Raw genomic sequence first — 22,421 nt, forward strand, 5'->3', positions numbered from 1 at the left:
CTGAAATTATGATGAGAATCTGTGCTGATCCGCTCAATCCCCGAATAATATAACAGGCCATTCCAAGACTTTCAAGTCAAACGCCTTAGCTGACTAATCAGCAGCGCGCTGGACCGCTTGGACTTGGTTAAATTGGCGCATCATCCACTGTTCGTAGGTAATGTGAGCCGGTTGTGATTCCGTTACCTTAACAACGGGCACGTGAGACTTGTAGGCCAGTTGTAGTAGGTTAGTGGTCATTTTACTGATTTCTTGGCTGTTAACCACGAAGAAGGCGATTTTGTGATTGGTGATGTCGGCCTGCATCTGCTTAATATCTTTAGGTGACGGGTCGGTGTCGTTTTGGACGGCTTGCGCATAATGATTGTTGTTTTGGTGATACCCCATTTCGGTCAGAGCGTAGTCGAAAACCGGTTCGCTGACGTTGACCCGCGCGCCGTTGCTGTTCGCTTTTAATTGCGCAACCTTGCGTTGTAGTGGCGCTAATGAGTTAATGTACCGCTTAGCGTTCGCGGCAAAGTAAGCTTTATTTTGAGGTTGTAAGGTCGAGAATTTTTTGACCAAATACCGCGCTAACTTCGGCATGGTTTTCATATCGTACCAGACATGTTCGTTATCGCCATCGCTCTTGTGCATGACACTTTCACTCACGTTGACGGTCGCAGCCTGCGTATCCTGCGTCAACCGCGTCATCCAAGAATCGTAGCCCAGACCGTTGTAAATAACGACGTCGGCATCGCTCACCGTTTTAGCAGTTTGCGTGGTTGCCTCGAATTCATGGGGTTCCATGCTGGGTTTATCAATAATTGAAGTGACGGTCCCTTTATCACCCAAAACTGCTTTGGCGGCCTCACCGTAAAAATCAAGTGAGCTAACAACGCGGATCGACTGTGGATGAGTCCGCTTGGCTTGGGTGTTTTGGGTACAGCCAGAGAGTGCCAAAAGACTGAAACTAATGGCAATTAAGGTAATCAATGGCAAAATCTGGCGTTTAAACAGCATGATGATGACGGCCTCCTGAAATGTAAAAAGTAATAGTTACTCTTTTAAGAATAGCATAGGTTGGCGGGTGGCGGAAGAATTTGCGTTAAGAAGTTCTAGAATTGCAAAAAAATGTCAATTAAAGTAGTGACATTCTCATTTAAATGTAATGATTTAGACGGCCTATTCCATTCGTGATATAAAAAATCTATCATGCTGAGCTACTGGTATAACAGCATTTATTACGGTACACCCCCCGCTGCTTATACGATTTCGACATGTCCGTTGACAATTAAACGTCAGCGGTCTAACATACAGGGTAATCAATTTAATCGTATTTTAATACTTGGTGTTGACGGGAAGAGTACCTGTTGCGGTTGATTTACAGAAAGTCCGGCTGTTGCGAACGGATAATCAACGAACGGGGAAGATGAGCCCAGAACCTGCTTAGTGGTGAAAGCTGCTAGGCCGCAAGGATGCGTTACCATCCCTAACTTGAACACGAGTTGTTGAGGCCTAGGCGAGCTAGGCGAAAAAGGGTGGTACCACGGTGAAGCGTCCCTTTATCTATCTTGAGCAGAGATGGGTAAAGGGGCGTTTTTTTGCGATTAAAACTGAGTTAACGATGGAAATGGAGGGTTACACATGATTGAAGTTCGAAATATCCACAAAGCGTTTGGTGAAAAAACCGTTTTGAACGGTATTGATTTGAGTGCGGATGCCGGCCAAGCGGTCACGTTGATCGGTCCTAGTGGGACTGGGAAAACCACGTTGTTGCGATGCATCAATCTGTTGGACGCACCAGCGGAAGGCAGTATCGAAATTGACGGCGTGAAGGTCACCGCAACCGATGTTAACAAGAAAAATGCGTTGGCGTTACGGCGCAAAACGGCGATGGTGTTCCAACAATACAACCTGTTCCGGAATCAAACGGTGTTACAAAACGTCATCCAGCCACAGGTGTTAGTGAAGAAAACGGATAAGAAGTTGGCTGAACAGCGGGCCTTCACCTTCCTTGAGCAGGTCGGAGTGCAGGACTTAGCTAAGGCTTATCCAAGTCAACTCTCAGGTGGTCAACAACAACGGGTCAGCATCGCGCGGGCCTTGGCACTTGATCCAAAGGTGATCTTGTTTGATGAACCAACGAGTGCCCTTGACCCTGAGCTTTCCCGAGAAGTGCTGAACTCGATTCGTAAGGTGAAGGAAGCCGGCATTGCGATTATCTTAGCAACTCACGAAATGCAGTTTGCCGAAGAGATTTCTGATGAAGTTATCTTTATGGAAAACGGTCAAATCGTTGAAAGTGGTTCATCGCATGAAATTTTCCATCAAGCACAAAGCGAACGGACCAAAGCATTCTTAAGCAATTATTCAACCCATCAGCAACAAGTAAGTGCACAAATTACAAATATTAATCAATATAAGGCGGTATAGGCATATGACAAAGAAATGGCGTTCATTATCAATTGTATTAACTTTAGTTCTCGCAGTATTTTTAACGGCTTGTGGTAAATCATCTTCAAGCAGCAACAAGAAGACTTACCAAGTTGCCGTTTCGACAGCAAGTAAGCCCCTCAGTTACGAACAAAACGGTAAGTTGACTGGTTACGAAGTCGACGTTATCAACGCCGTTCAAAAGAAGTTGGGCAACGTTAACTTTAAGCTCAACGCGGTCGATCAAACGGCTGAACTCGTTGGTTTGGATTCTAAGAAGTATGACTTTGCGGCAAACGGTTTTTACAGCAACCCAGAACGGGTCAAGAAGTACCACGTTGGCGCTGAAAACGATGCATTGAGCCTCGTTAAGGTCTACAGCAACAAGAAGAACGTTAAAAAGACCATCAAGGACTTAGGCGATTTGAAGGGCTTAAACATTGCGCCAGTTAACCCAGATGGTGGGATGTATAACCTGTTGACCACTTGGAACAAGCAACACCCTAACCAAAAGGTCAACATCAAGACGAGTGATTCATTCCCAACGCAACAATTATTGAAGGATGTTAACAATGGTAAGTACGATGTGATGATCGACCCATCTAACTTAGGTGAAGCCGACATCATCAAGGGCTTGAAGTTAACCAACGTTGCGACTTCAGAACCAGTTCGGGCCTTCCCAACTTACTTCTTGTTCACCAAGAAGAACGCCGCACTTGCTAAGCGGGTTGACAAAGCTTTGAAGGAATTGAAGAAGGACGGCACGTTGACCAAGTTATCGAAGAAGTACTTTGGTGAAGATGTGTTCAAATACCAAGTGAAGGAAAAGTAGTCAGGAGGAACTAGTATGAGCGTAAATGGCATTATTGGCTTATTTAAACAACTCGCAACGGGGGTTCCAGTTACGCTATCATTTATCGTTGTTGCCTGGATCTTAGGATTTGCGTTGGCAACGTTGGTGACGGCAGGGAGACTGAGTCGTCATAAGTGGTTGCGGTATTTATTGAACGTGTACGTTTCGTTTGTCAGAAGCGTTCCCGTGGTGTTGCAGTTATTCATTGTTTACTACGGGGTGCCGTTACTGGTTTTGACGGTGACGGGCATCGATATGACAGCGGTGAATAAAATGGTCTTTTGTGTCATTGCGTTCGTTGTGTACTACGGTGCTTACCTCTCCGAAATCTTACGACCGGCTTACCGATCGATTTCAGTCGATCAACACGAAGCAGCTTACGCATCCGGGTATACCAAGTGGCAAACCAACGTTCACGTGGTGATTCCGCAAATGCTGTCGGTTGCACTACCTGGTCTAGGTAACGAAGTCATTAACCTCGTTCATCAATCATCACTGTTATTCGTGTTAGGCACGGTTGATTTGATGGGGCAGGCAGACACGATTGTTTCAACGGATTACACCGCCTCACCAGTTTTGACTTACTTCTGTGCGGGCGTGATCTACTGGGTCATTACGGTTATTTTAACAACGATCGTTCACGCTGTTGAGCGGCGAACGGATCGTTATAAAATCGGCGATACAAGGGAGGGACGGTTGTCATGAATACGAGTATTTTAACCAGCGATTTTTGGGCGATTTGGACGGTCGTTCCGCAGACGTTAGCGCTGAGTGTGTTGATTTTAATTCTAGGCGTCATCATTGGGACGATCTTGTGGCAGTTGCATGATTCGCGTTTTAGCATTGTTCGCGGCATTTACCGCGTGTACACCTCCTACTTCCGGGGGATGCCATTGCTGATTCATTTGTTGCTGACCTACTACGCTTTACCGGTTGTTGTGAAAGTGTTCAGTGATCAGTTTCACTGGGGCATCGATACGCAACACATCAGCTCAATGTACGCGATCATTGTGAGTTACACGCTCTACTCAGCCAGTTTCTTGGCTGAAATCGTTCGCGGGTCGTTTAAGTCAGTGGGTTCTGATCAACTAGAGGCTGCTCAAGCACTTGGTTACAGCCACACGCAACAGTTTACGGCCGTTTGGTTACCCCAAGCGCTCACCGAAGCCGTTCCGAAGATTTTGAATTACTACACGTTACTGATTCGGCAACTTTCCCTTGCTTTCTTGGTTTCCTTCGTTGATATCTTCGCGAAATCCAAGTTGCAATCATCCCTTAACGCTCATTACATTGAATCATTTGTGGCCGCAGCCATCGTCTACTGGATCCTGTGTGTCATTCTTACCTTTATTTTTTCAAAATACGAAACGTACTTACGCCGATATGAAAGGGGCACTGCTCTATGAACCACGTTGAACGCATTAAAGCAACTTTGAAAGGCCAACCCGTTGACCGGGTCGCCGTTAACCTATGGGCCCACATGCCCGAATACGACCAAAGTCCCAGACTATTGGCACGCAAACAAGTTGAATACGCTAAGAAGTATGATTTTGACTTCATCAAATTAATGCCATTTGGCCTCTACGGGGTTGAAGATTATGGGGCTGAAGTAACTTACTTCGCTCAACGGGACCATCCCGCAATCTTAAATCGTCCCGGTATCTTAAACTACAAGGACTGGGAACGCATCGAACCATTGCCAGGCCGTTACGGTACCTATGGTAAGCAAGTTGAGTTGGCTCAGTATGTTGGCGAATTATCCAAAGGCCAATTTCCATTTATCCAGACCATCTTTAACCCACTCACCACGGCGCTGAAGTTAGCCGGTAACCGGTTGATCTTAGACATTAAGGAACACCCAGAAAGTGTTAAGCAGGCGCTTCAAGCGTTAGCTGAAACCACGATCAACTTCGTGAACGAAAACATTAACGCCGGTGTTGATGGTTTCTTCTATGCCACCCAAACGGCAACTTCGAACTTCTTCACGCGTGAGGAATACTTAGAGTTTGGCCGACCATTTGACTTGGAAGTGTTAGATGCATTTAAGGATAAGACCTGGTTCAACGTGGCGCATATCCACGGCGACAACACCTACTTCGACTTGATCGAAGATTACCCGGTTCAAGCCCTTAACTGGCACGACCGGTCAGTGAGCCCAACGCTGGCAGAAGCCCGCAAGTTAACCGATAAAGTGTTGATCGGTGGCTTACACGAATTACCTTACTATAATGAAGCTGGCGAAGTTGAAAAGCCAAGCATCTTAGTTACCGGTAGTCCGGAAGCAGTTGAAAATCACGTTCACGAAGCCATTGATGAAGTCAACGGCCATGGGTTGATCATCGGCCCCGGGTGTGTGGCAAGTCAGTTGGTGCCAGAGCAGAACATTTATGCGTTGCGGTCGGCGGTTAACTTTGATAGCCGGCGGTTGGCGGCGGAGGGAAGATAGTGCGGAGGCTTAACGCCTAACGTTTTTTGAACCCTATAAATTAAAAATAACGTTCAACTTTCAATCAGAAAGTCGGACGTTATTTTTTATGCTGGTGTCGTTTTAGTTGTCGTTTTTTTCGCTGTTTTCTTTTAACGCAGTATCAGCAGGCTTCTTCTCTGGGAACCAACGGTACAGAATCGCTTTGATCCAGTCAGAACCGTAATCGAGGAAGAAGACCCCGAACATCATACAAATAAAGAGTTGAATGACGAAAACGGGCCAATTGCTAATTTTGATATTCAGTGAAATTTCCATAAACGTCCCCCAAGCCAGTAACCAGGCAGGGATGAACGCAATTTTGAGTAGGGTGCCTTGAAGGATAACGGCGATGAAGGCCATGCCGCCAAATACACCAGAGGTCCACCAGAGCATGTTCATTCCGGGAACCTGAAAGAGATTCCAGGCAATCAGACCCCAGATGATTCCCATGATAAAACTGAAAGAAACGTTCCAAGGATTCTTGAGTGCCGGATCCATACCTGCATAATAGGCCGAGGTAATGAAGGCAACCGGCGCCATCCAGAATTGGAATGATCCAGAAATTAAGCCGTAAAATAGGGTGGCAATTCCAATACCAAGAGCTGTATAGAGAATCTCTTTTCCGCTTGAAGTATACCGTTTCATTGCTAACCGCTCCTTAATGTAGTTGAATTTACTGCAATAAATAAATATTGAGCAATATAATGAATGACTTAATCATACATTATTTTGTAAGCGGTTACACCACGCATGCGGATAAAATTTAGGCGGTTTTTTATCTTCAGCGGTTAACGGTGGCGTCCAGCCAGGTAATCAGCTTTTGATAGACTTGCTTTGTAGCAGCGGTGACGGTACGGTCGAAGTCATGGGCCTTGGCTGAAACGGTGACGAGGGTCGCTTCGGGAAGTTTAGCCTTTAGTGTAATGGCGTTGCCAAACGGGACATCGGGATCAGCGGTACTGTGGCAAATATAAGTTGGTGGAAAAGTCTGTGCCGTTTTCGCATCTAATAGATGATCATTGTCACCTTGGAGAATCATTGTTGCCCAACGTTGCGTTTGCCGAGCGTAAACGTACAGCAAGAAGCGACTGTCGATCGTGCTTCCCGTTAACGGCGTTGATTGTGTGAGTTCATCAGCCTGTTGGTCGCTAACTTTTGGATAACCGTTATACAGTTGGCTTGGTCGTTGCAAGTTTGGTGTCGTTAACGTGGCAAATCCGTAGAAATCAACGAAAGCTTTGGGACGCGGCGTTGTCGGTGTTAGTAGCAGTTGACAACCGAGGTAGGCGCCGGCCGAACGACCAAATAAAATGTAATCAGCACTAGGAAGCTGCCAGTCAGCGTAGTGGTCTGCGAAAAATTGGAGGCCGTCTTGGAGCGACTGCATCGTGGTGGCATAGTCACTCTCAGGTGCTAAGCAATAATCCAGTGCTAACAAAGGATAACCAGCAGCTAAAAAGGCGTCAATATAGGGTTGGGGTAGGTCGTTGCGGTTGCCATAAATGAGGCCACCACCATGAATGTAAATGATGGTGGGGCGTTTAATTGGCGTAGCAGGACACCATAGGGAAGCCTGAATAGGAAGTTCGTGAGTTGCATAGTTAAGGGTTTGCAAGGTTAAAGACTCCTTTTAAAGGTCGGTATCATCCAAAATATTTAAAACGCGCAGACCAACGTTGAGTTCGAAAACCTGGTTAACGTTATTGAAATCGATATTGACCTGTTTATGAATTTTATTGAGCCGATAGCTCATTGTTTTGGGATGAATGAACAGGGTGTTCGCGCTGGCCTTGGTATTTTGGTTATTTTCGAGATAGGTTTTGAGGGTGGTGTAGAGCTCTGAATCGTTTTCATAGAGGTCAAGTAGACTTTCAGGCACAAAAGTCTTTAAGGCATGCGGATCTTTAACCTGTAGTAAAAAGCGGTAAAAGCCGAGGTCGTTGTAGTTGAACAGTGCGTTGGGACGGTGAAGTTGGTTGGCGATTTGGAGCGTCTTCAATGCTTGCGAGGCGTAGTTTTTGAAATCGGCTGGCCGACACTTTTCGCTTAATCCAATTTGAAATTGGTGTTTCGGATTGGTATCACGTAGCAGTTCAACGATTTGTTGGAGGTTAGTCTGCGTTTTGGCGGTTGAAAAAGTCGCTTCTGCAATAATCAAAATGATTCGGTTTTGGCGAATTCGGTAAACTGCCTTTGGCCAGAATTGTTTGAAGAGGGCAATCACCCGATCAGCGCCCTTAGGATTGTCACGGAAGTAGTTTTCTTCAACGTTCCCATCGGCTAAGGTTTGAACAACGGCGATGCGATAGTCGGCCTGTGCGATTAACCCGAAATTATTTAAGGTGCTGTCGAAAGCCTCTGGGGTGATTTTGCCGTTGAGTAAATCATCGATCATATCATTGGCGTAGGTACGGAGCCCTTGGTAGAGGGCATCTTGCTTAAGAACCTCCATTTGAATGAAGTTCACGGCATTTTCAATGGCCATGAAATCAATATCTTGGAGCGGGGCGTTTTGTTGAATGATGGCGAGGTAGAGATTTTGTTGACTCTGTGGAATCTTGACCATGACTAGGACCTGATCAGAGGTGCCTAAATCAACTTGGTAGTACTGATAGTTCGTGTACTCACGCTTGGGTAACGGCCGGCGATGTGAAAAGTCGGTATCAACAAATAACGCCTCGTCGATACCGTTGGGAATCAGGTGCGTGGGGTGACCATGTTCAAGTTGAAAAATGCAGGCAGGATTGTGTACCAAATCCATCAATGCTTTAGCGATGTCAGCAAGTGACCCGTTTTGAATGGCTAACCGAACAAACTGCTGGTTAATGGCTTTATACTGATCCAGCAATCGGTTTTTTTCATTAAATAGTAACTGCATGGCTTCCAGTAGGATGTTGTTGTAACTAACGTCTTTTGAAATTTGAATTAATGGAATCGCAAATTGATTACAGCCGTCAATAATGGTTTGAGGAATCTCGGCAACAAACCGAGAAACTTTAATGATAAGACCGCTACAAGCGTTATCGTTAAGAGACTGCATAAAGTCCCTAACAGCTTCGGTTGAGAGGTGGTTGAAGCCGTAGAGTGACGAGATCAGCACTTCATGCTGCGTGAGCCACTGATTGACGTCTGGTGCTTCAAGGACCATGATGTTATCGACCCGTTTTTGACAGCCGTCTTGGCCCGCAATCAGTTTCGCGCTACTAAGGGCGTTGATTGATTGAATATCGGCTAACTTAACAGTCATGTGGATGACTCCTTTTCTAAATATCTGCATTAAGCATACTCTTGAACGGATAAAAAGCAATCCGAATTCCGCGAATAACGTTATCTTCGAGAGATAGAAAAACGCTTTCACGGTTATCTAAACGAGTAGATGTATTTAATTGATTTGTTTTCTATTATGATAGGCGTAAGACATTAATGAGGAGGGTACCGAATTTGCTCTATACAGTCATTAGAAAAAATAGTTATCAAGATTCCATCAACTTGATGTTGCTGACGCAAAACATTAGTGAGATGCCAGCAGTTAATAAAGTTCAGGTCATGATGGGCACGGATGCTAATAAAGATATCTTTAATGAAGCTGGTTTGTTAACGGATGATGCCAAAACGGCGGAACCAAACGACATGATGATCGTTTTGGACGCTGATACAGCCGACGTAATGGATGATGTTTTAAAGCAGATCGACCAATTTTTGAGCGACCTTTCTGTTAAACACGGTGATTCGGATGATGGTACAACCAATGTCACAAACTGGGAAGCCGCAATGGATCAATTACCGGATGCCAACTTAGCGTTAATTTCAGTTCCGGGATTGTACGCTGCGGATGAAATTGAAAACGCACTGGATCACAATCTTAACGCCTTCGTCTTCAGTGACAACGTTGCGATTGAAGATGAAGCTCGGCTAAAGCAAAAGGCACATGATAAAGGATTATTAGTGATGGGACCCGATTGTGGGACTGGTATTATTAGTAACGTCCCACTGGCATTTACCAACGTTGTTCGTTCTGGCAACATTGGGTTAGTTGGTGCCTCTGGCACGGGAATTCAAGAAGTCACTAGTATGATTGAACGACTTGGTGGTGGTGTGACCCACGCAATCGGTACCGGCGGCCGGGACCTTTCCGATAAGGTCGGTGCAGTGACTATGGAAGATGCCATTATCGGGTTAGCACATCACGATCCAACTGAGGTGATCGGCATTATTTCCAAGCCACCTGCAAAAGAAGTTCGGGACGAGGTTGTGCAACTATTACACAGCATTGATAAACCCGTTGTGGCGATTTTCTTGGGTGAGAAGCCAGATCACCACGAAGAAAACGTTTATTTAGCGCACACTTTGGCCGAAACGGCTGAAATCGCGATGGATTTGGCGCAATCACAACCGGTCAAAGCAAATTACTATGCTACGGAACCGTTAGTGGCCGCTGACGAGAACCTAACTGGCAAACGCATCGTTGGCCTTTATTCCGGTGGTACTTTAGCTTATGAAGCTGGAATGATGATCTCTGAGGCATTGAACTTAGGCGGCATTATCTCGGATGATGGCTACGTGTTGAAGACGGATGGCTACGAAGTCTTGGACTTGGGCGATGATATTTATACGCAAGGTCGGCCACACCCAATGATCGACCCTCGAATTCGGGTTGAAAAAATCGGTGAATACGCTGACTTAGCAGATACCGGTGTGATTTTACTGGATGATGTTTTGGGCTACGGTACGGATGACACCATGGCTGAAAGTTTGGCAGATGCGATCGACACTGCATCGCGGCAACACCCACAACTTAAGTTTGTGGCTACGGTGTGTGGTACCCGGGAAGATCCGCAAGACTACGATGCTGCGCGTCAAACGCTACAAAAAGCTGGCGCAATCGTGTGTGATAGCAATGCGGATGCCGTTCGTTATGCACTGAATTTAGTGGGGAAGGACGTTGAAGAACCTGCTAAATCGGTGGTTCCTTATACAGGTGCAACGACTGAAGTTCCAATGCCAAGTGAAGCTTTGTTAGATTTGCTATATACGAAACCACGAGTGGTAAACGTTGGGGTTGCTGAATTCTTGAAACCAGTAATCACATTTGGTGGCACGGGAGTTCAGTACGACTGGCAACCCGTTGCTGGTGGTAATCTGAAACTGATGAAGGTTCTTCGGAAGGTGAAGGCTTTACAACAACGCGAAGCTGAGAACCAAAAAGTGGTTGACGGCTTTAAACAAGCAGCACCATTCTTAGTGGATGTTGTGCCGGCCGGCAGTGTGATTTCACAACTCAAAGGGCACACGCTCTTACATGCTGGGCCACCAATCGACTACCCTGAAATGACGGAACCAATGCAGGGGGCCTGTGTTGGGGCAGCCTTGTTCGAAGGCTGGGCCGATAATGAGGCGGATGCGCGTCAGATGCTTGAAAACGGTGACGTCACTTTCATGTGTAATCACGAAGTACAAGCTGTTGGTCCAATGGGCGGGATTACGTCTGCCCACATGGCCGTTCTAGTTGTTCAAAATAAGTTAAAGGATAACTTTGCCTATTGCACGATGAACGAAGGTATCGGGAAGGTTCTTCGCTTTGGGGCCTACTCACAAGAAGTGATTGATCGCTTGAAGTGGATGGCAACGGTTCTGGCACCAACCTTGAGCAAGGCTTTGAAGAAGATGGGTGGCTTGAACGTCAACGTCATGATGGCAAAGGCAATCACGATGGGGGACGAATTCCACCAACGTAATATTGCGGCTAGTTTGGTATTTTTGAAAGAAGTGACGCCAACAATCATTGCGTTGCCAATCGATGAACAGGATAAGCAAGATGTCATTCAATTTTTGGCTGATACCGATCAATTCTTCTTGAGTATTATGATGGCAACTGGTAAATCCATGGTAGATGCTGCTCGGACTTACGAGCACGGGACAATTACCACGACGATGACCCGGAACGGGAAAGATTTCGGCATCCGGATCAGTGGTCTTGGCGATCAATGGTTTACCGCACCTGTTAATACGCCACAAGGTCTGTTCTTTACGGGCTTTAGTCAAGATGATGCTAATCCAGATATTGGTGATAGTGCCATTGCTGAAACGGTTGGTTTCGGTGGAATGGCCATGGTTGCTGCGCCAGGTGTAACTCGGTTCGTTGGCTTCGGCGGCTTTAAGGATGCACAGCGAATCAGTGACGAAATGGCGACAATTACGATTGATCGTAACCCGAACTTTACGATTCCAACGTGGGATTTCCAAGGTACCGCAACGGGGATCGACATTGTGAAGGTTGTTGAGACTGGGGTGACCCCAATTATCAACACTGGGATTGCCAGCAAGGTTGCCGGGGTTGGCCAAGTAGGTGCCGGAACGGTTCGCGCACCACTTGCTTGTTTCCAAAAGGCGTTGGTTGCCTATGCGGAAAGTCAGGACCTATTAAGCGCTGATGAAGCTGAATCGATAACGAAAGAATTAGTTAAAAACTAGGGGGTGTTTGTTATATGACACAACCGGTCAATGGAGAGAAGAGCAATATGCTCTCTCTCTATTTGTCTAACCAGGATAAGGGCGTTGTTAAAACGGTTTTCAGACACAGTTTTAATGTGGCGTTACCGCAGATTCTGTTACACGTTGGCAATGCCGGTGATTCGCTGTCGTGTCTTGGATTAACGTTGCCAGATGAGGTGATGGATCAGCTGATTACGAAGGTTGACGTAGGAAATCTAGTTCGAGCAGTCCACGAAAAGTTGTATGTCTATACTGAGCGTGAAATTGTGACCATCAACTTAGCAGCATTAGCAACCGTGGATTTACAGATACCGCGAGTTGTGGTTTCGCCAACGGACCTAACGACAGTTGTTCAGCATCTACAAGCAGTCTCGTTTACTGAAAATTGGGGATTACGTGATGTGACCACTCCGGACAAGCTTGTGGCGCAATTAATGAGTAGTCGAACGGTAACGGAGATGACCGAAATAGCGACCTATCTCTATGGTCGCGGTCGGGGGTTAACGCCAAGTGGTGACGACATTCTTGTGGGATTTTTGAGTGTGCTACAGGCAGTTGACGCGCCAATTTTGTTGCAGTGGCAAAACGTTGTGAGTGAAGTCATGACAACTCGGACGACAACGGACGTTTCGGCTGCGTATTTAAAAGCCACGTTAGCCGGGTATACCTCAGCTAGGGTCAAGGCATTATTGACCTGTATCGATACGCAGGAGCTGACACAATTACCAGCGTTAATTGATGCGATTCAACACTTTGGCCATACGTCAGGGACGGATCTGTTGCTGGGAATTGCCACGGGATTTAGACGCTATCAGCAGTTATCTATGGGAGATAAAAAGGCTTAGAGGAGCTTATCCCAAAAAATCATGGAATCTCATGTAAATTGTGCAATAATGAATTTGTAAGCGCTAACAAAGTGACATCATTCTTGACTGATAAACTAAGGAGACTTTTAAGATGGATATTCTGTTAAAGCAAGTACGGTTAAATGATGAAGAAACTTTAAAAGACGTCGCAATCACGGATGGCAAAATTGCGGCAATTGCGGAACACATTGATGAACCAGCCGACCAAGTCATTGAAGCTGATGGCAACGTGTTGATTCCTGGATTGGTGGAATCTCATATTCATTTGGATAAGGCGTTGATCTCTAATCGGGTGCATAATCAATCCGGGACGTTGAAGGAAGCCATTCAAGTGACGGCAGAAGCCAAGCCAACCTTTACCAAAGAAGATATTTACACTCGAGCAAAAAAGGCCCTCGAAATGGAAATCGAACACGGGGTCACCAACATGCGGACTCATGCGGAATTCTCACCAGACACTGGGATGGATGGGTTTAAAACTATTTTGCAGTTGAAGGAAGAATACAAGGACATGGTGGATATGCAGGTCGTAGCTTTCCCTCAAGATGGGATCTTCAAACTGCCTGGCATGACGGACATGATGGAAGAAGCAATGCAGTTAGGTGCCGATGTAGTTGGTGGGATTCCTTACGTTGATCCTGATCCAGAACAACATATTGATTTCATTTTTGAATTGGCACAGAAATATGATAAAGACATTGATTTCCACCAAGACTTCTTTGACGATGCGGATAAGATCACGGTTGATTACATTGCCAAGAAGACTATTGAAACTGGTTGGGAAGGTCGCGTTACGGTTGGTCATGAAACGGCACTCGCTGCCTTACCGCCTAAAGAACTGGAAAAGATGATTGAGCTTTTACACAAGGCACAAATCAACGTCATCTCAGTACCAGAAACTGATTTACACTTGGGTGGCCGGACTGATTCGTACAACGTTCGTCGTTGTGTAACCCCAATTCGGGCTTTGCGGAAAGGACACGTCAACGTGGCCCTTTCAACCAATAACATCCGTAACCCATTTACCCCATTTGGGAACGGCGATATCATGCAAGTTGGGTTCTTAGCAGTACCGGCGGCACACCTTGGTGGCTTAAACGATTTGCCATCAGTGCTTGAAATGCTAACAACTGATCCAGCCAAGATCTTACACTTAGACGACTATGGCATTAAGGAAGGCAATACTGCCAACTTAGTCCTGCTTGGGACGAAGCGTAAGGCGGATGCTGTGATTGACATCCCAGAACGACTCTACGTGATTAAGGATGGTCGCATCACGGTTAAAACTGAGAAACACGTCACGGTTTACCGGAAATAATTGAAACTGAAAATGCAGTGCTGGATGATGAATCGGCACTGCATTTTTTAGTTTGAAAACGGTTCCTTAAGGGATAAAAAGTAGTCCACTTTTTTAGACCGTGAAGTGACGATTTGACAGTTGGTTTTTCCTATAATGAAAATAATAATTAAACCGGGTTATAGGAGGATACTTACTATGGGAAAAACGATTGTAGTGGCACTGGGCGGAAACGCAATTTTGGCAAAGGATGCCAGTTATGAAGCGCAAAAAGCGGCGGTTGATCAAACAGCTAAGAGTCTAGCGAAACTCGTCCGCGCTGGCAATCGACTTGTAATTACCCATGGTAACGGGCCCCAAGTTGGTAATTTACTGCTTCAGCAGTTGGCTGGGGATTCTAAAAATAACCCAGCGTTGCCGTTAGATACGTTGGGCGCGATGACGCAGGGCAGCATCGGTTATTGGTTGGCCAATTCACTAACGAATGTGTTAGCTGACTATCAACCGGCGATTACAACCGTTCTGACTCAAACGGAGGTTAGCGTAACGGATCCGGCGTTTAAGCACCCAACGAAGCCGGTAGGGCCGTTCTATTCTGAGCCAGAAGTCGCAATTTTACGTCAAGAGAATCCGGATTTTGTGTACAAAGAAGATTCGGGCCGTGGCTGGCGGCGGGTAGTACCGAGTCCCGTACCGTTACGAATCAATGAAATTGAAACCATTAAAACGTTAGTCAACAACAACGTCCTCGTTATTGCTGGTGGCGGCGGTGGTGTGCCTGTGGTTCGTCGTGATGGTCAGTTAGTTGGAGTTGAAGGCGTTATTGATAAGGATCTGACGACGGCTAAATTAGCAGAACAGTTGGAAGCCGATGAATTGTTAATTTTAACGTCGGTTGATCACGTTTGTTTAAATTATGGCAAATCGAATCAAACTGAACTGGGAAAGTTAAGCTTAGAGGACGCCGAGGTTTTGATCTCGCAAGGTCAATTGGGCGCTGGCTCAATGTTACCAAAGGTACAGGCAGCTAAAGAATTTGTTGAAAAACGCCCCTTTGCGCGAGCGATTATTACGAGTCTTGATAACCTGAATCACTACTCAAGCAATCAAGCGGTTGGTACGACAATCACAAGTTTGATGGCGGAAGCAGTTGGACGATAGTCTGATGTCATTAAGATATAACTGTAATGAAATATACCGTGGATTTCCGATGGGGTGAAATCTACGGTATATTTATTTCTGTTTTGAAATTAAAGGTAACGTTATTACATTAAATCCTCAACAAAACGTACTGAGGATTGCTCCCAATACTTTAGATATTGCCGTTGCACATTACCATCTCGATTCAACAAGTACAATCGAAAGTGAACTGGATAATTCTTAGGCTGCCATTGCTCTAAATAGGTATACTGGTAAACCATCCCTAAACGTTGCATAACTGCGCCACTTTTCGGATTCTGAACATCATGAGTGGCGGTAAGGTAAGGGTAGTCGATAATGGATAATTGGGCAATGAGTGCCTGACAGGCCTCGGTCATGTAGCCGTGTCCCCAAAAGTCACGATTCAAGCCATAGCCTAAATCGTGACTTTCATCAGCATCGATGTTGAGATAGCCGATTGCTTTGTTGGTCATTCGCTGGCAAATGGCCAAATGGTAGCCGGTGGTAGTTATTAAATACTGGTCATGTAATAGTTGCCGAGCCTCGGTCATTGTTTTAGGCACGAACCACGGTAGAAATCGGTTAACGACTGGATCTCGTTGAATGGCCATGAATTCAGGCAAATCGGCCTCGGTGAAAGGCCGTAGAATGAGACGCCTAGTTGTGATTGGGGTCATAGTGAGTCTCCCTTAGTAGATTGATTGAGTTTAGTCTATCATAGTTAATGTGAGCGTTACGGATTTTTAGTGGATTTGAATGACGGATGATTTCCCGGGAAATGGACAACAAGCAATCGGGGTGTGCCTTCTGCAACACCCCAATTGCTCGACACAACACCCCCAACTCAGGTAAGCTAAACACATCAAAAGCACACAGGAGAGCAGGGGAGACAACAATGACATTAACCTTCGGCAAACAACTGCAAACGCAGCGACAAGCGCTGAAAATGACACAACAGGACTTAGCAGAACGCCTACACGTGACGCGGCAGACGGTCTCACGGTGGGAGACAGAAGCGTCTTATCCTAACTTGGATATCTTAGTTGAATTGAGCACGGTATTGAATCTATCATTAGACGACTTGTTAAAGGCAGATCAATCTAAAGTGGTTGCTGATATTAGTCAAGATGTGCGGTTAAAGCGTCGCTATCGGCGGTGGTTATTTGGGTTAGGGAGCGTGATTTTGATCCTCATTATTGGACTGGGGATTCTCAGTTGGGGTCGGTATACTCAGAACGAATTGATTGATCGCTTTAACCCGTTTTTGCCAACGGTGCGCGGTTATGCTGTTGTGCCGGAAAAGACCCCAACTAAGATCGAAACGGAGACGGTGACGCTTCAAAATGGTCGTCACAAACAGGAACGGGTTAAAACGCCACAGCCAGTTAAAGCGTTTGTTACGGATAATGCTTTTGGCGAGGGTCAGTGGTTAACCTTTCGTGTTGGCATGATCCCCAAGAAGGGCATGAACTACGCATACGTGCAACATAAGGGCAGTTATGTGAGCCGGGCACGGTTGTTAACGGCGTCGGACCTACCCAAATTAATGCGCAGTGTCATTGGGAAGACCTACTTTCCGTTTGATCAGCATAGGGAACCCACGCATGGACCGTTGAATCCGTTTAGTGCAGTGACCAGTGAAACGATGGTTGCAACGGATTAAGGACGACTATTCAGGGGACGATAAAGCGCACCACAGATGCCATGAATTAGGCATCCGTGGTGCGCTTTAATTAGGAGTTGAAGTTAGTCTAAAATATTCAGCCCAGTCGCCTTAATATCAGCTTCAAAGCCCTTAACGGTATTCATCGTCACTTCATCGCCAGTTTGACCAAACTTAGAGACTAACTTAGCGATAATGGTCGGTGGAACGGTGATGATGTCCACACCCTCTTGTTCAGCCTGGATGATGTTGTAAATCTCCCGGGTACTTGCCCAGAGGAGTTCAACTTCGTCGCGACCAGCGGTTAATTTCACGCTCTCACGGACGAATGACATTGGGTCAGCACCGGTATCGGCAACCCGGCCCACAAAAATCGAAACGATACTTGGAGTGCCAGGGGCGATGGCAGCAACACTTTCCTTCACTTGGTCAACGGTGGCGATTGCCGTGATGTTGACTTGGATGCCAGCAGCGGTCAAATCGCTGATCAATCCAGCGGTTGATTTGCCGTCAGTTGTGCGGATCGGTACCTTCACGTAAACGTTAGGGCCGAGGTCGTGCAACAACTTGGCTTCTTTAGCCATGGTGTCGAAGTCGTTACTGAAAACTTCGAAGGAGATCGATTCGTCAGGGAAGGTTGCGACAGCCTTCTTCGCGAATTCGAGGTAGTTCGTCACGCCAGCCTTCTTTAACAGGCTAGGGTTAGTGGTAAAGCCGGTAACAAATGCATTTTGGTTGATGGCCTGCATATCTTTTAAATCAGCACCATCGGAGTAGATTTTAGTTTTGAACGTTGGAGTAGCCAATGTTAATTCACCTCATCAAGTTTAGTTTATAAATCCAAGTAAGCATCCCGAACGGCGTCAGCGGTAATGCCGAACTGTTCGATGATTTGGTCTGGGTTCCCAGACTCGCCGTAACGGTTGTTGATCCCGATGGCCTTGCCATCCAAACCAACGTAGCGTTCCCAGCCAAAGGTCGTACCCATTTCGATGGAGACCCGCTTGGTGACGCTGGCAGGTAAGACCTGTTCGCGGTACTCGGCTGGTTGTGAATCGAAGAGTTCGAAACATGGGAGGGAGACAACGGAAACGTCGTGGCCAGCCTCACGGAGCTTGGCTTGGGCGTCCATTGCGGCCTTCACTTCGGAACCAGTGGCAATCAAGATGCCTTCTGGCTTGTCGGCGTGGGCTGGTGATAAGACGTAGCCGCCGCGGCAAACGCCTTCGTCAGCTAAGTTTTCGGTTTCTGGCAAAGTTGGCAAGTTTTGACGGGTCAGCACTAACAGGGTTGGTGTGTGCGCTGAAGCTAAGGCTGCCTTCCAAGCCGCCGTCGTTTCGTTGATGTCAGCGGGCCGGATCACGTTAATGTTTGGCATTGCCCGGAAGCCCATCAGTTGTTCGATCGGTTCGTGGGTTGGGCCGTCTTCACCGACTGCGACAGAGTCGTGGGTGAAAATGTAGGTTGCGGGGATCTTTTGGATCGCCGCTAACCGAATCGCTGCCCGCATGTAATCGGAGAAGACGAAGAAGGTACTACCAAATGCATGGATGCCACCGTGCAAAATCATGCCGTTAACGGCAGCGGCTTCAGCGAATTCACGCACCCCGAACCAGATGTTTTTACCCAGTGGGTTGTCGGCTTCGTAAGCGTCGGCAGCCTTAACGTTAGTCTTGTTAGATGCAAACAAATCAGCTGAACCACCCCAGAAACTAGGAAGTTGTTCAGAAAGGGCTTGAATGACCCGTTGGCTGGTGTTACGGCCAGATTCGGATTCACCCACGTGACTGACGGGTAAGTCGAGTTCGGCGTGAACGGGTTTGAAGCCGGTTAAGAATTTATCAGCCAGTTCAGGGAATTGAACGGCATAAGCTTCAAACAAGGCGTTCCACTTTTCTTCAGTCGCGATGCCACGGGCCCGAACGTTTTCGTCAAAGCCGTCTTGCACGTCTGAAGGAATTTCGAATGGCTCGTAGTCCCAGTGAAGGTTTTCGCGGGCGTACGACATGTGAGCGGAGCCAAGTGGCTTCCCGTGAACGGCGTTGGTCCCAGCGTCTGGGGCACCGTAGCCAATCACCGTCTTGATATCGATCAAGGTTGGTTGGTCGGTATGTTGCTTAGCGTATTCGATAGCGGCGCTGATTTCAGCCACATCGTTACCGTCAGCCACGTGCAACACTTGCCAGTCGTAAGCTTCGAACCGCTTGGTGATGTCTTCGGTAAAGGCCATATCGGTTGGACCATCCAACGACACACTGTTGTCATCGTATAAGACGATCAGTTTACCAAGCTTCAAGTGTCCAGCAAGACTAGCAGCTTCGTGCGAAATGCCTTCCATCAGGTCACCATCACCGGCTAACGCATAGGTGTAGTGATCCATAATGTTGAAGCCAGGTTGGTTGTATTGGGCAGCTAAATGGTTTTCAGCCATTGCCATCCCGACAGCCATCCCAAAGCCTTGGCCAAGGGGACCAGTCGTTGCTTCAACGCCGTCAACCACCCCGTATTCAGGGTGACCAGGGGTTTTACTGCCTAATTGACGGAATTGCTTCAAATCGTCAATGGTCAGCTGGAAACCTGACAGGTGTAACAGACTGTAAAGCAAAGCGGAACCGTGGCCGGCAGAGAGAATAAAGCGGTCGCGGTTGACCCATTTTTGGTCAGTTGGGTTAATGTTTAAATGTTTAGTCCATAAAGTATAAGCCATTGGCGCTGCGCCTAATGGGAGACCAGGGTGGCCAGAGTTAGCCTTCTCAATCATATCGACACTCAAGAATCTTAAGGCGTTGATTGATCTTTGGTCTAGGTTACTATTTTGCATGTCATCACGCTCCTATGTCCGAAAATATAAGGTATTAAACCGATTCTGTCAACTCGTTAGCCCGGGAATGGTATAGCTGAAACTTATGATTGTTTCAGGCTAATTCCAACAAATTAAATCGGCTTGAAAGCGCGTTACCATTGGTTTTTCCGGGAAGAAGCACCTGAGGATGGTAACGAACTGAAAATTAAAGGACGTTGATTGGAATATTGAAATAATGATCATTTCAATGCGTGATGCGAAGCAAGTTAAATAAATTGAGAATCAAAAATGAGTACCTTGAAAAAATATGAAAGCAAGTTTCATAAGGGAATGGTGGCGCGAAATTCAGGAATGCACCAATCGTTTTCAAATTTGTTTCAAGAAACCTCCAAAAATTAAAGGGAATTTAATGTAATTTTTTGAAAAGGTTAATCTTATGATACTCGATTGATTGCTAAAAAGCGAGGTTCTAGCTGAATTATTTTGCAACTTCTAAAATTGTTTGGGTACGCTGCTGGTTCTGAATTCGCGAAAGGGTTAAAATTTGAGGTGAAAACAATCGATGAGGAGGACTTCAAATGACGACGTTTGATCGAAATAGTTTTTCGCTGAACGGTAAGGTGGCGTTGATCACGGGTGGCGCCCGCGGATTGGGTCAGTTTTATTCCGAGGCACTCTCGCTTTATGGGGCAGATATTTTCGTGGTGAGTGCGTCCCAGAATGGTTGGGATGACACCCGACAAAAGGTTGAGCAAAATGGTCAGCAGATTGGGTTCTTACAGCAAGACATTACGGATCCGGCCGCTGCCGACCGCATCGTGGCCGCTGTTTTGGCTCAGTTTGGCCACTTGGATATTTTAGTGAACAACGCGGGCATCCAGATTCGAAACGACGTGCTCGACTTCAACGATGAAGACTGGCAAAAAGTGATCGACGTAAACTTGAACGGGTTGTACTACTTGTCTCACGCGGCCGCCAAGGTGATGGTCAAGCAACAACACGGTAAGATTATTAACATCGGGTCGATGCAGTCGTACCGGGCAGGTAAGCGAATTTTTCCATATGCCGCTAGTAAGCACGCTGTGTTAGGACTAACGCGGGCCTATGCGGATGCCTTAGCGCCAGACCATATTCAAGTGAACGGAATTGCGCCGGGATATATCAAAACGGATATGACCACGGCGCTACAAAATGATCCTGTCCGTGGTCCTGAAATTCAAGGGCACATTCCATCGGGTGATTGGGGCACACCAGACCAATTGATGGGGCCGATGGTCTTCTTAGCGAGTGCAGCCTCGGATTACGTGACTGGCGTGATGTTGCCGGTTGATGGTGGGTATTTGCTACGTTAGACGACGCTTGCGAAACTTGTGCTATAATGACAACAGAACTTAATTTAAATTAACTAGGGGCGCAATTTGCTGAGACGGTGTCGAGCCGAACCCTTTGAACCTGTGAGCTAACCCTCGCGTAGGAAAGTTAATGTGACTTGCTAACTAACTGCCGACTGGGGATGACTCCGGTCGGCTTTTTTGCGCTTGAGGAGGACCTATTTTGACAACCTTTACAGATCAGATCCATACGGCGGCAGCCCCATTGTGGCAGAAGAGTTTTGACCATCCGTTCATTCACCAGTTGAGTGCGGGGAGCTTACCCAGTGAGGTATTTCGGTACTATTTGATTCAAGACCGGTACTATTTGAGCGAGTTTGGTAAGTTGCACGAACAGATTGCCGATCAATTAACGGATGACAAGGCCAAGGCCTTCTTGATGGCCGGTGCACAGGGCTTAAAAGACGGCGAAATTGCTGTACGTGAGGGTTTCTTTGAGCAACTCAACATTACTGATGACGAATTAGCACACACACCAATCGCGCCAACGGCGTACAACTACGTCAACCACATGTACGCGGAACTTTACCGGGGCACGACAGCCCAAGCGATTGCGGGTTTGTTGCCATGCTATTGGCTCTATAACCAAATTGGCCAGCAACTAGTCGCGCAAGGCTCACCAAAAGAGCTGTACCAACGGTGGATCGAAACGTACGATAGCGATACCTATACGGATAGCGTCAACCAAATGATCGCGCTGACAAACCAAGCAGCCGAACAAGCGGATGACGACACGCGCGCGAAGATGCAGACGTCCTTTGTGCGGAGTAGTGCGTATGAGTTGGCGTTTTGGCAGATGGCGTTGGATGAGCAAAAGTGGTAGAGCGTGAAAAAATCGGTTAAAGTGTGGCGTATAAGGGCGCCCAAGCAATATCAGCCGGTCCTTGGCTGGTATTGCTTGGGCGCCCTTATACATAACACTTTGATTTTTTTCACGCATTTCGGCGTGGTGGCCGAAAAACACAACTGCTGACAAACTTCACAAAATAAGCAAAATCTGAGAAATCCAAGCC

General features: G+C 46.7%; 19 protein-coding genes and 1 riboswitch. Of the genes, 12 read left to right on the forward strand and 7 right to left on the reverse strand.

Features of this window, described 5'->3' with window-relative positions; all coding sequences use genetic code 11:
- Positions 1–93: 93 nt before the first annotated feature.
- Positions 94–1,002: a metal ABC transporter solute-binding protein, Zn/Mn family gene (locus ACYVR3_RS08750; RefSeq protein ID WP_461243940.1), complete on the reverse strand. Its 909-nt coding sequence runs from the start codon at positions 1,000–1,002 to the stop codon at positions 94–96.
- A 624-nt stretch (positions 1,003–1,626) separates the two neighbouring features.
- Between ACYVR3_RS08750 and ACYVR3_RS08755 the strand changes: the two genes are divergently transcribed.
- The 5 genes from ACYVR3_RS08755 to ACYVR3_RS08775 are packed head-to-tail and all read left to right on the forward strand — an operon-like array spanning position 1,627 to position 5,714.
- A complete protein-coding gene (locus ACYVR3_RS08755) occupies positions 1,627–2,415 on the forward strand; it encodes an amino acid ABC transporter ATP-binding protein (RefSeq protein ID WP_057151548.1) in 789 nt (262 codons plus the stop codon).
- Between the two features lie 4 nt (positions 2,416–2,419).
- Positions 2,420–3,247 (forward strand): transporter substrate-binding domain-containing protein, encoded by an 828-nt coding sequence (locus tag ACYVR3_RS08760; RefSeq protein ID WP_461243941.1) that lies wholly within the window; start codon positions 2,420–2,422, stop codon positions 3,245–3,247.
- A gap of 15 nt (positions 3,248–3,262) precedes the next feature.
- A complete protein-coding gene (locus ACYVR3_RS08765) occupies positions 3,263–3,973 on the forward strand; it encodes an amino acid ABC transporter permease (RefSeq protein WP_461243942.1) in 711 nt (236 codons plus the stop codon).
- Positions 3,970–4,674, forward strand: a complete 705-nt coding sequence (locus ACYVR3_RS08770; RefSeq protein ID WP_461243943.1) for an amino acid ABC transporter permease — start codon at positions 3,970–3,972, stop codon at positions 4,672–4,674. Before ACYVR3_RS08765 ends, ACYVR3_RS08770 begins: the two co-directional genes overlap by 4 nt.
- On the forward strand, positions 4,671–5,714 hold the full coding sequence (locus ACYVR3_RS08775) for a uroporphyrinogen decarboxylase family protein (RefSeq protein ID WP_461243944.1): 1,044 nt from the start codon (positions 4,671–4,673) through the stop codon (positions 5,712–5,714). The genes ACYVR3_RS08770 and ACYVR3_RS08775 overlap by 4 nt, the downstream gene beginning before the upstream one ends.
- Positions 5,715–5,816: 102 nt before the next feature.
- Here ACYVR3_RS08775 and ACYVR3_RS08780 read toward each other — a convergent pair whose 3' ends face one another.
- The 3 genes from ACYVR3_RS08780 to ACYVR3_RS08790 form a co-directional block, all read right to left on the reverse strand.
- A complete protein-coding gene (locus ACYVR3_RS08780) occupies positions 5,817–6,380 on the reverse strand; it encodes a DUF1097 domain-containing protein (RefSeq protein ID WP_461243945.1) in 564 nt (187 codons plus the stop codon).
- A 136-nt stretch (positions 6,381–6,516) separates the two neighbouring features.
- A complete protein-coding gene (locus ACYVR3_RS08785; protein WP_461243946.1) occupies positions 6,517–7,350 on the reverse strand; it encodes an alpha/beta hydrolase in 834 nt (277 codons plus the stop codon).
- Positions 7,351–7,365: 15 nt separating this feature from the next.
- On the reverse strand, positions 7,366–8,982 hold the full coding sequence (locus tag ACYVR3_RS08790; RefSeq protein WP_461243947.1) for a PucR family transcriptional regulator: 1,617 nt from the start codon (positions 8,980–8,982) through the stop codon (positions 7,366–7,368).
- Positions 8,983–9,176: 194 nt separating this feature from the next.
- On the opposite strand from ACYVR3_RS08790, the gene ACYVR3_RS08795 reads away from it, so the two are divergent.
- The 4 genes from ACYVR3_RS08795 to arcC all read left to right on the forward strand — a co-directional run bounded on the left by ACYVR3_RS08795 (position 9,177) and on the right by arcC (position 15,551).
- Complete coding sequence (locus ACYVR3_RS08795) at positions 9,177–12,206, forward strand: bifunctional FdrA/YlbE family protein (RefSeq protein ID WP_461243948.1); 3,030 nt, start codon at positions 9,177–9,179, stop codon at positions 12,204–12,206.
- Between the two features lie 14 nt (positions 12,207–12,220).
- Entirely contained in the window at positions 12,221–13,072 is an 852-nt protein-coding gene (locus tag ACYVR3_RS08800; protein ID WP_461243949.1) for an oxamate carbamoyltransferase subunit AllH family protein, read from the forward strand.
- Positions 13,073–13,184: 112 nt separating this feature from the next.
- The gene (locus ACYVR3_RS08805; protein WP_461243950.1) at positions 13,185–14,411 is read left to right on the forward strand and encodes an amidohydrolase family protein; all 1,227 of its coding nucleotides are present in this window, start codon (positions 13,185–13,187) and stop codon (positions 14,409–14,411) included.
- Positions 14,412–14,588: 177 nt separating this feature from the next.
- A complete protein-coding gene (gene arcC, locus ACYVR3_RS08810; RefSeq protein ID WP_461243951.1) occupies positions 14,589–15,551 on the forward strand; it encodes a carbamate kinase in 963 nt (320 codons plus the stop codon).
- Between the two features lie 104 nt (positions 15,552–15,655).
- Here the strand turns inward: arcC and ACYVR3_RS08815 are convergent, their stop codons facing one another.
- Positions 15,656–16,228, reverse strand: coding sequence for a GNAT family N-acetyltransferase (locus ACYVR3_RS08815; RefSeq protein WP_461243952.1), 573 nt, complete (start codon positions 16,226–16,228; stop codon positions 15,656–15,658).
- A gap of 218 nt (positions 16,229–16,446) precedes the next feature.
- On the opposite strand from ACYVR3_RS08815, the gene ACYVR3_RS08820 reads away from it, so the two are divergent.
- Complete coding sequence (locus ACYVR3_RS08820; protein ID WP_461243953.1) at positions 16,447–17,214, forward strand: helix-turn-helix domain-containing protein; 768 nt, start codon at positions 16,447–16,449, stop codon at positions 17,212–17,214.
- Between the two features lie 83 nt (positions 17,215–17,297).
- Here ACYVR3_RS08820 and ACYVR3_RS08825 read toward each other — a convergent pair whose 3' ends face one another.
- Both ACYVR3_RS08825 and tkt read right to left on the reverse strand, forming a co-directional pair.
- Complete coding sequence (locus ACYVR3_RS08825) at positions 17,298–18,020, reverse strand: transaldolase (protein ID WP_082624440.1); 723 nt, start codon at positions 18,018–18,020, stop codon at positions 17,298–17,300.
- 26 nt (positions 18,021–18,046) lie between these two features.
- Positions 18,047–20,035, reverse strand: a complete 1,989-nt coding sequence (gene tkt, locus ACYVR3_RS08830) for a transketolase (RefSeq protein ID WP_461243954.1) — start codon at positions 20,033–20,035, stop codon at positions 18,047–18,049.
- Positions 20,036–20,595: 560 nt separating this feature from the next.
- Between tkt and ACYVR3_RS08835 the strand changes: the two genes are divergently transcribed.
- Positions 20,596–21,369, forward strand: coding sequence for an SDR family NAD(P)-dependent oxidoreductase (locus ACYVR3_RS08835; RefSeq protein ID WP_461243955.1), 774 nt, complete (start codon positions 20,596–20,598; stop codon positions 21,367–21,369).
- 45 nt (positions 21,370–21,414) lie between these two features.
- A riboswitch (TPP riboswitch) is annotated at positions 21,415–21,511 on the forward strand.
- 60 nt (positions 21,512–21,571) lie between these two features.
- Positions 21,572–22,231 carry a thiaminase II gene (gene tenA, locus ACYVR3_RS08840; protein ID WP_054735682.1) on the forward strand — a complete coding sequence of 220 codons (660 nt, stop codon included), beginning with the start codon at positions 21,572–21,574 and terminating at the stop codon, positions 22,229–22,231.
- Positions 22,232–22,421 lie beyond the last annotated feature (190 nt).

The sequence above is a fragment of the Secundilactobacillus muriivasis genome, assembly GCF_054785195.1.

What these genes read in the sequence shown, in the direction of transcription:
- ACYVR3_RS08750 (WP_461243940.1), bottom strand. Translation starts at nt 1,002, where the DNA reads ATGCTGTTTAAACGCCAGATTTTGCCATTGATTACCTTAATTGCCATT.
- ACYVR3_RS08755 (WP_057151548.1), top strand. Translation starts at nt 1,627, where the DNA reads ATGATTGAAGTTCGAAATATCCACAAAGCGTTTGGTGAAAAAACCGTT.
- ACYVR3_RS08760 (WP_461243941.1), top strand. Translation starts at nt 2,420, where the DNA reads ATGACAAAGAAATGGCGTTCATTATCAATTGTATTAACTTTAGTTCTC.
- ACYVR3_RS08765 (WP_461243942.1), top strand. Translation starts at nt 3,263, where the DNA reads ATGAGCGTAAATGGCATTATTGGCTTATTTAAACAACTCGCAACGGGG.
- ACYVR3_RS08770 (WP_461243943.1), top strand. Translation starts at nt 3,970, where the DNA reads ATGAATACGAGTATTTTAACCAGCGATTTTTGGGCGATTTGGACGGTC.
- ACYVR3_RS08775 (WP_461243944.1), top strand. Translation starts at nt 4,671, where the DNA reads ATGAACCACGTTGAACGCATTAAAGCAACTTTGAAAGGCCAACCCGTT.
- ACYVR3_RS08780 (WP_461243945.1), bottom strand. Translation starts at nt 6,380, where the DNA reads ATGAAACGGTATACTTCAAGCGGAAAAGAGATTCTCTATACAGCTCTT.
- ACYVR3_RS08790 (WP_461243947.1), bottom strand. Translation starts at nt 8,982, where the DNA reads ATGACTGTTAAGTTAGCCGATATTCAATCAATCAACGCCCTTAGTAGC.
- ACYVR3_RS08800 (WP_461243949.1), top strand. Translation starts at nt 12,221, where the DNA reads ATGACACAACCGGTCAATGGAGAGAAGAGCAATATGCTCTCTCTCTAT.
- ACYVR3_RS08805 (WP_461243950.1), top strand. Translation starts at nt 13,185, where the DNA reads ATGGATATTCTGTTAAAGCAAGTACGGTTAAATGATGAAGAAACTTTA.
- arcC (WP_461243951.1), top strand. Translation starts at nt 14,589, where the DNA reads ATGGGAAAAACGATTGTAGTGGCACTGGGCGGAAACGCAATTTTGGCA.
- ACYVR3_RS08815 (WP_461243952.1), bottom strand. Translation starts at nt 16,228, where the DNA reads ATGACCCCAATCACAACTAGGCGTCTCATTCTACGGCCTTTCACCGAG.
- ACYVR3_RS08820 (WP_461243953.1), top strand. Translation starts at nt 16,447, where the DNA reads ATGACATTAACCTTCGGCAAACAACTGCAAACGCAGCGACAAGCGCTG.
- tkt (WP_461243954.1), bottom strand. Translation starts at nt 20,035, where the DNA reads ATGCAAAATAGTAACCTAGACCAAAGATCAATCAACGCCTTAAGATTC.
- ACYVR3_RS08835 (WP_461243955.1), top strand. Translation starts at nt 20,596, where the DNA reads ATGACGACGTTTGATCGAAATAGTTTTTCGCTGAACGGTAAGGTGGCG.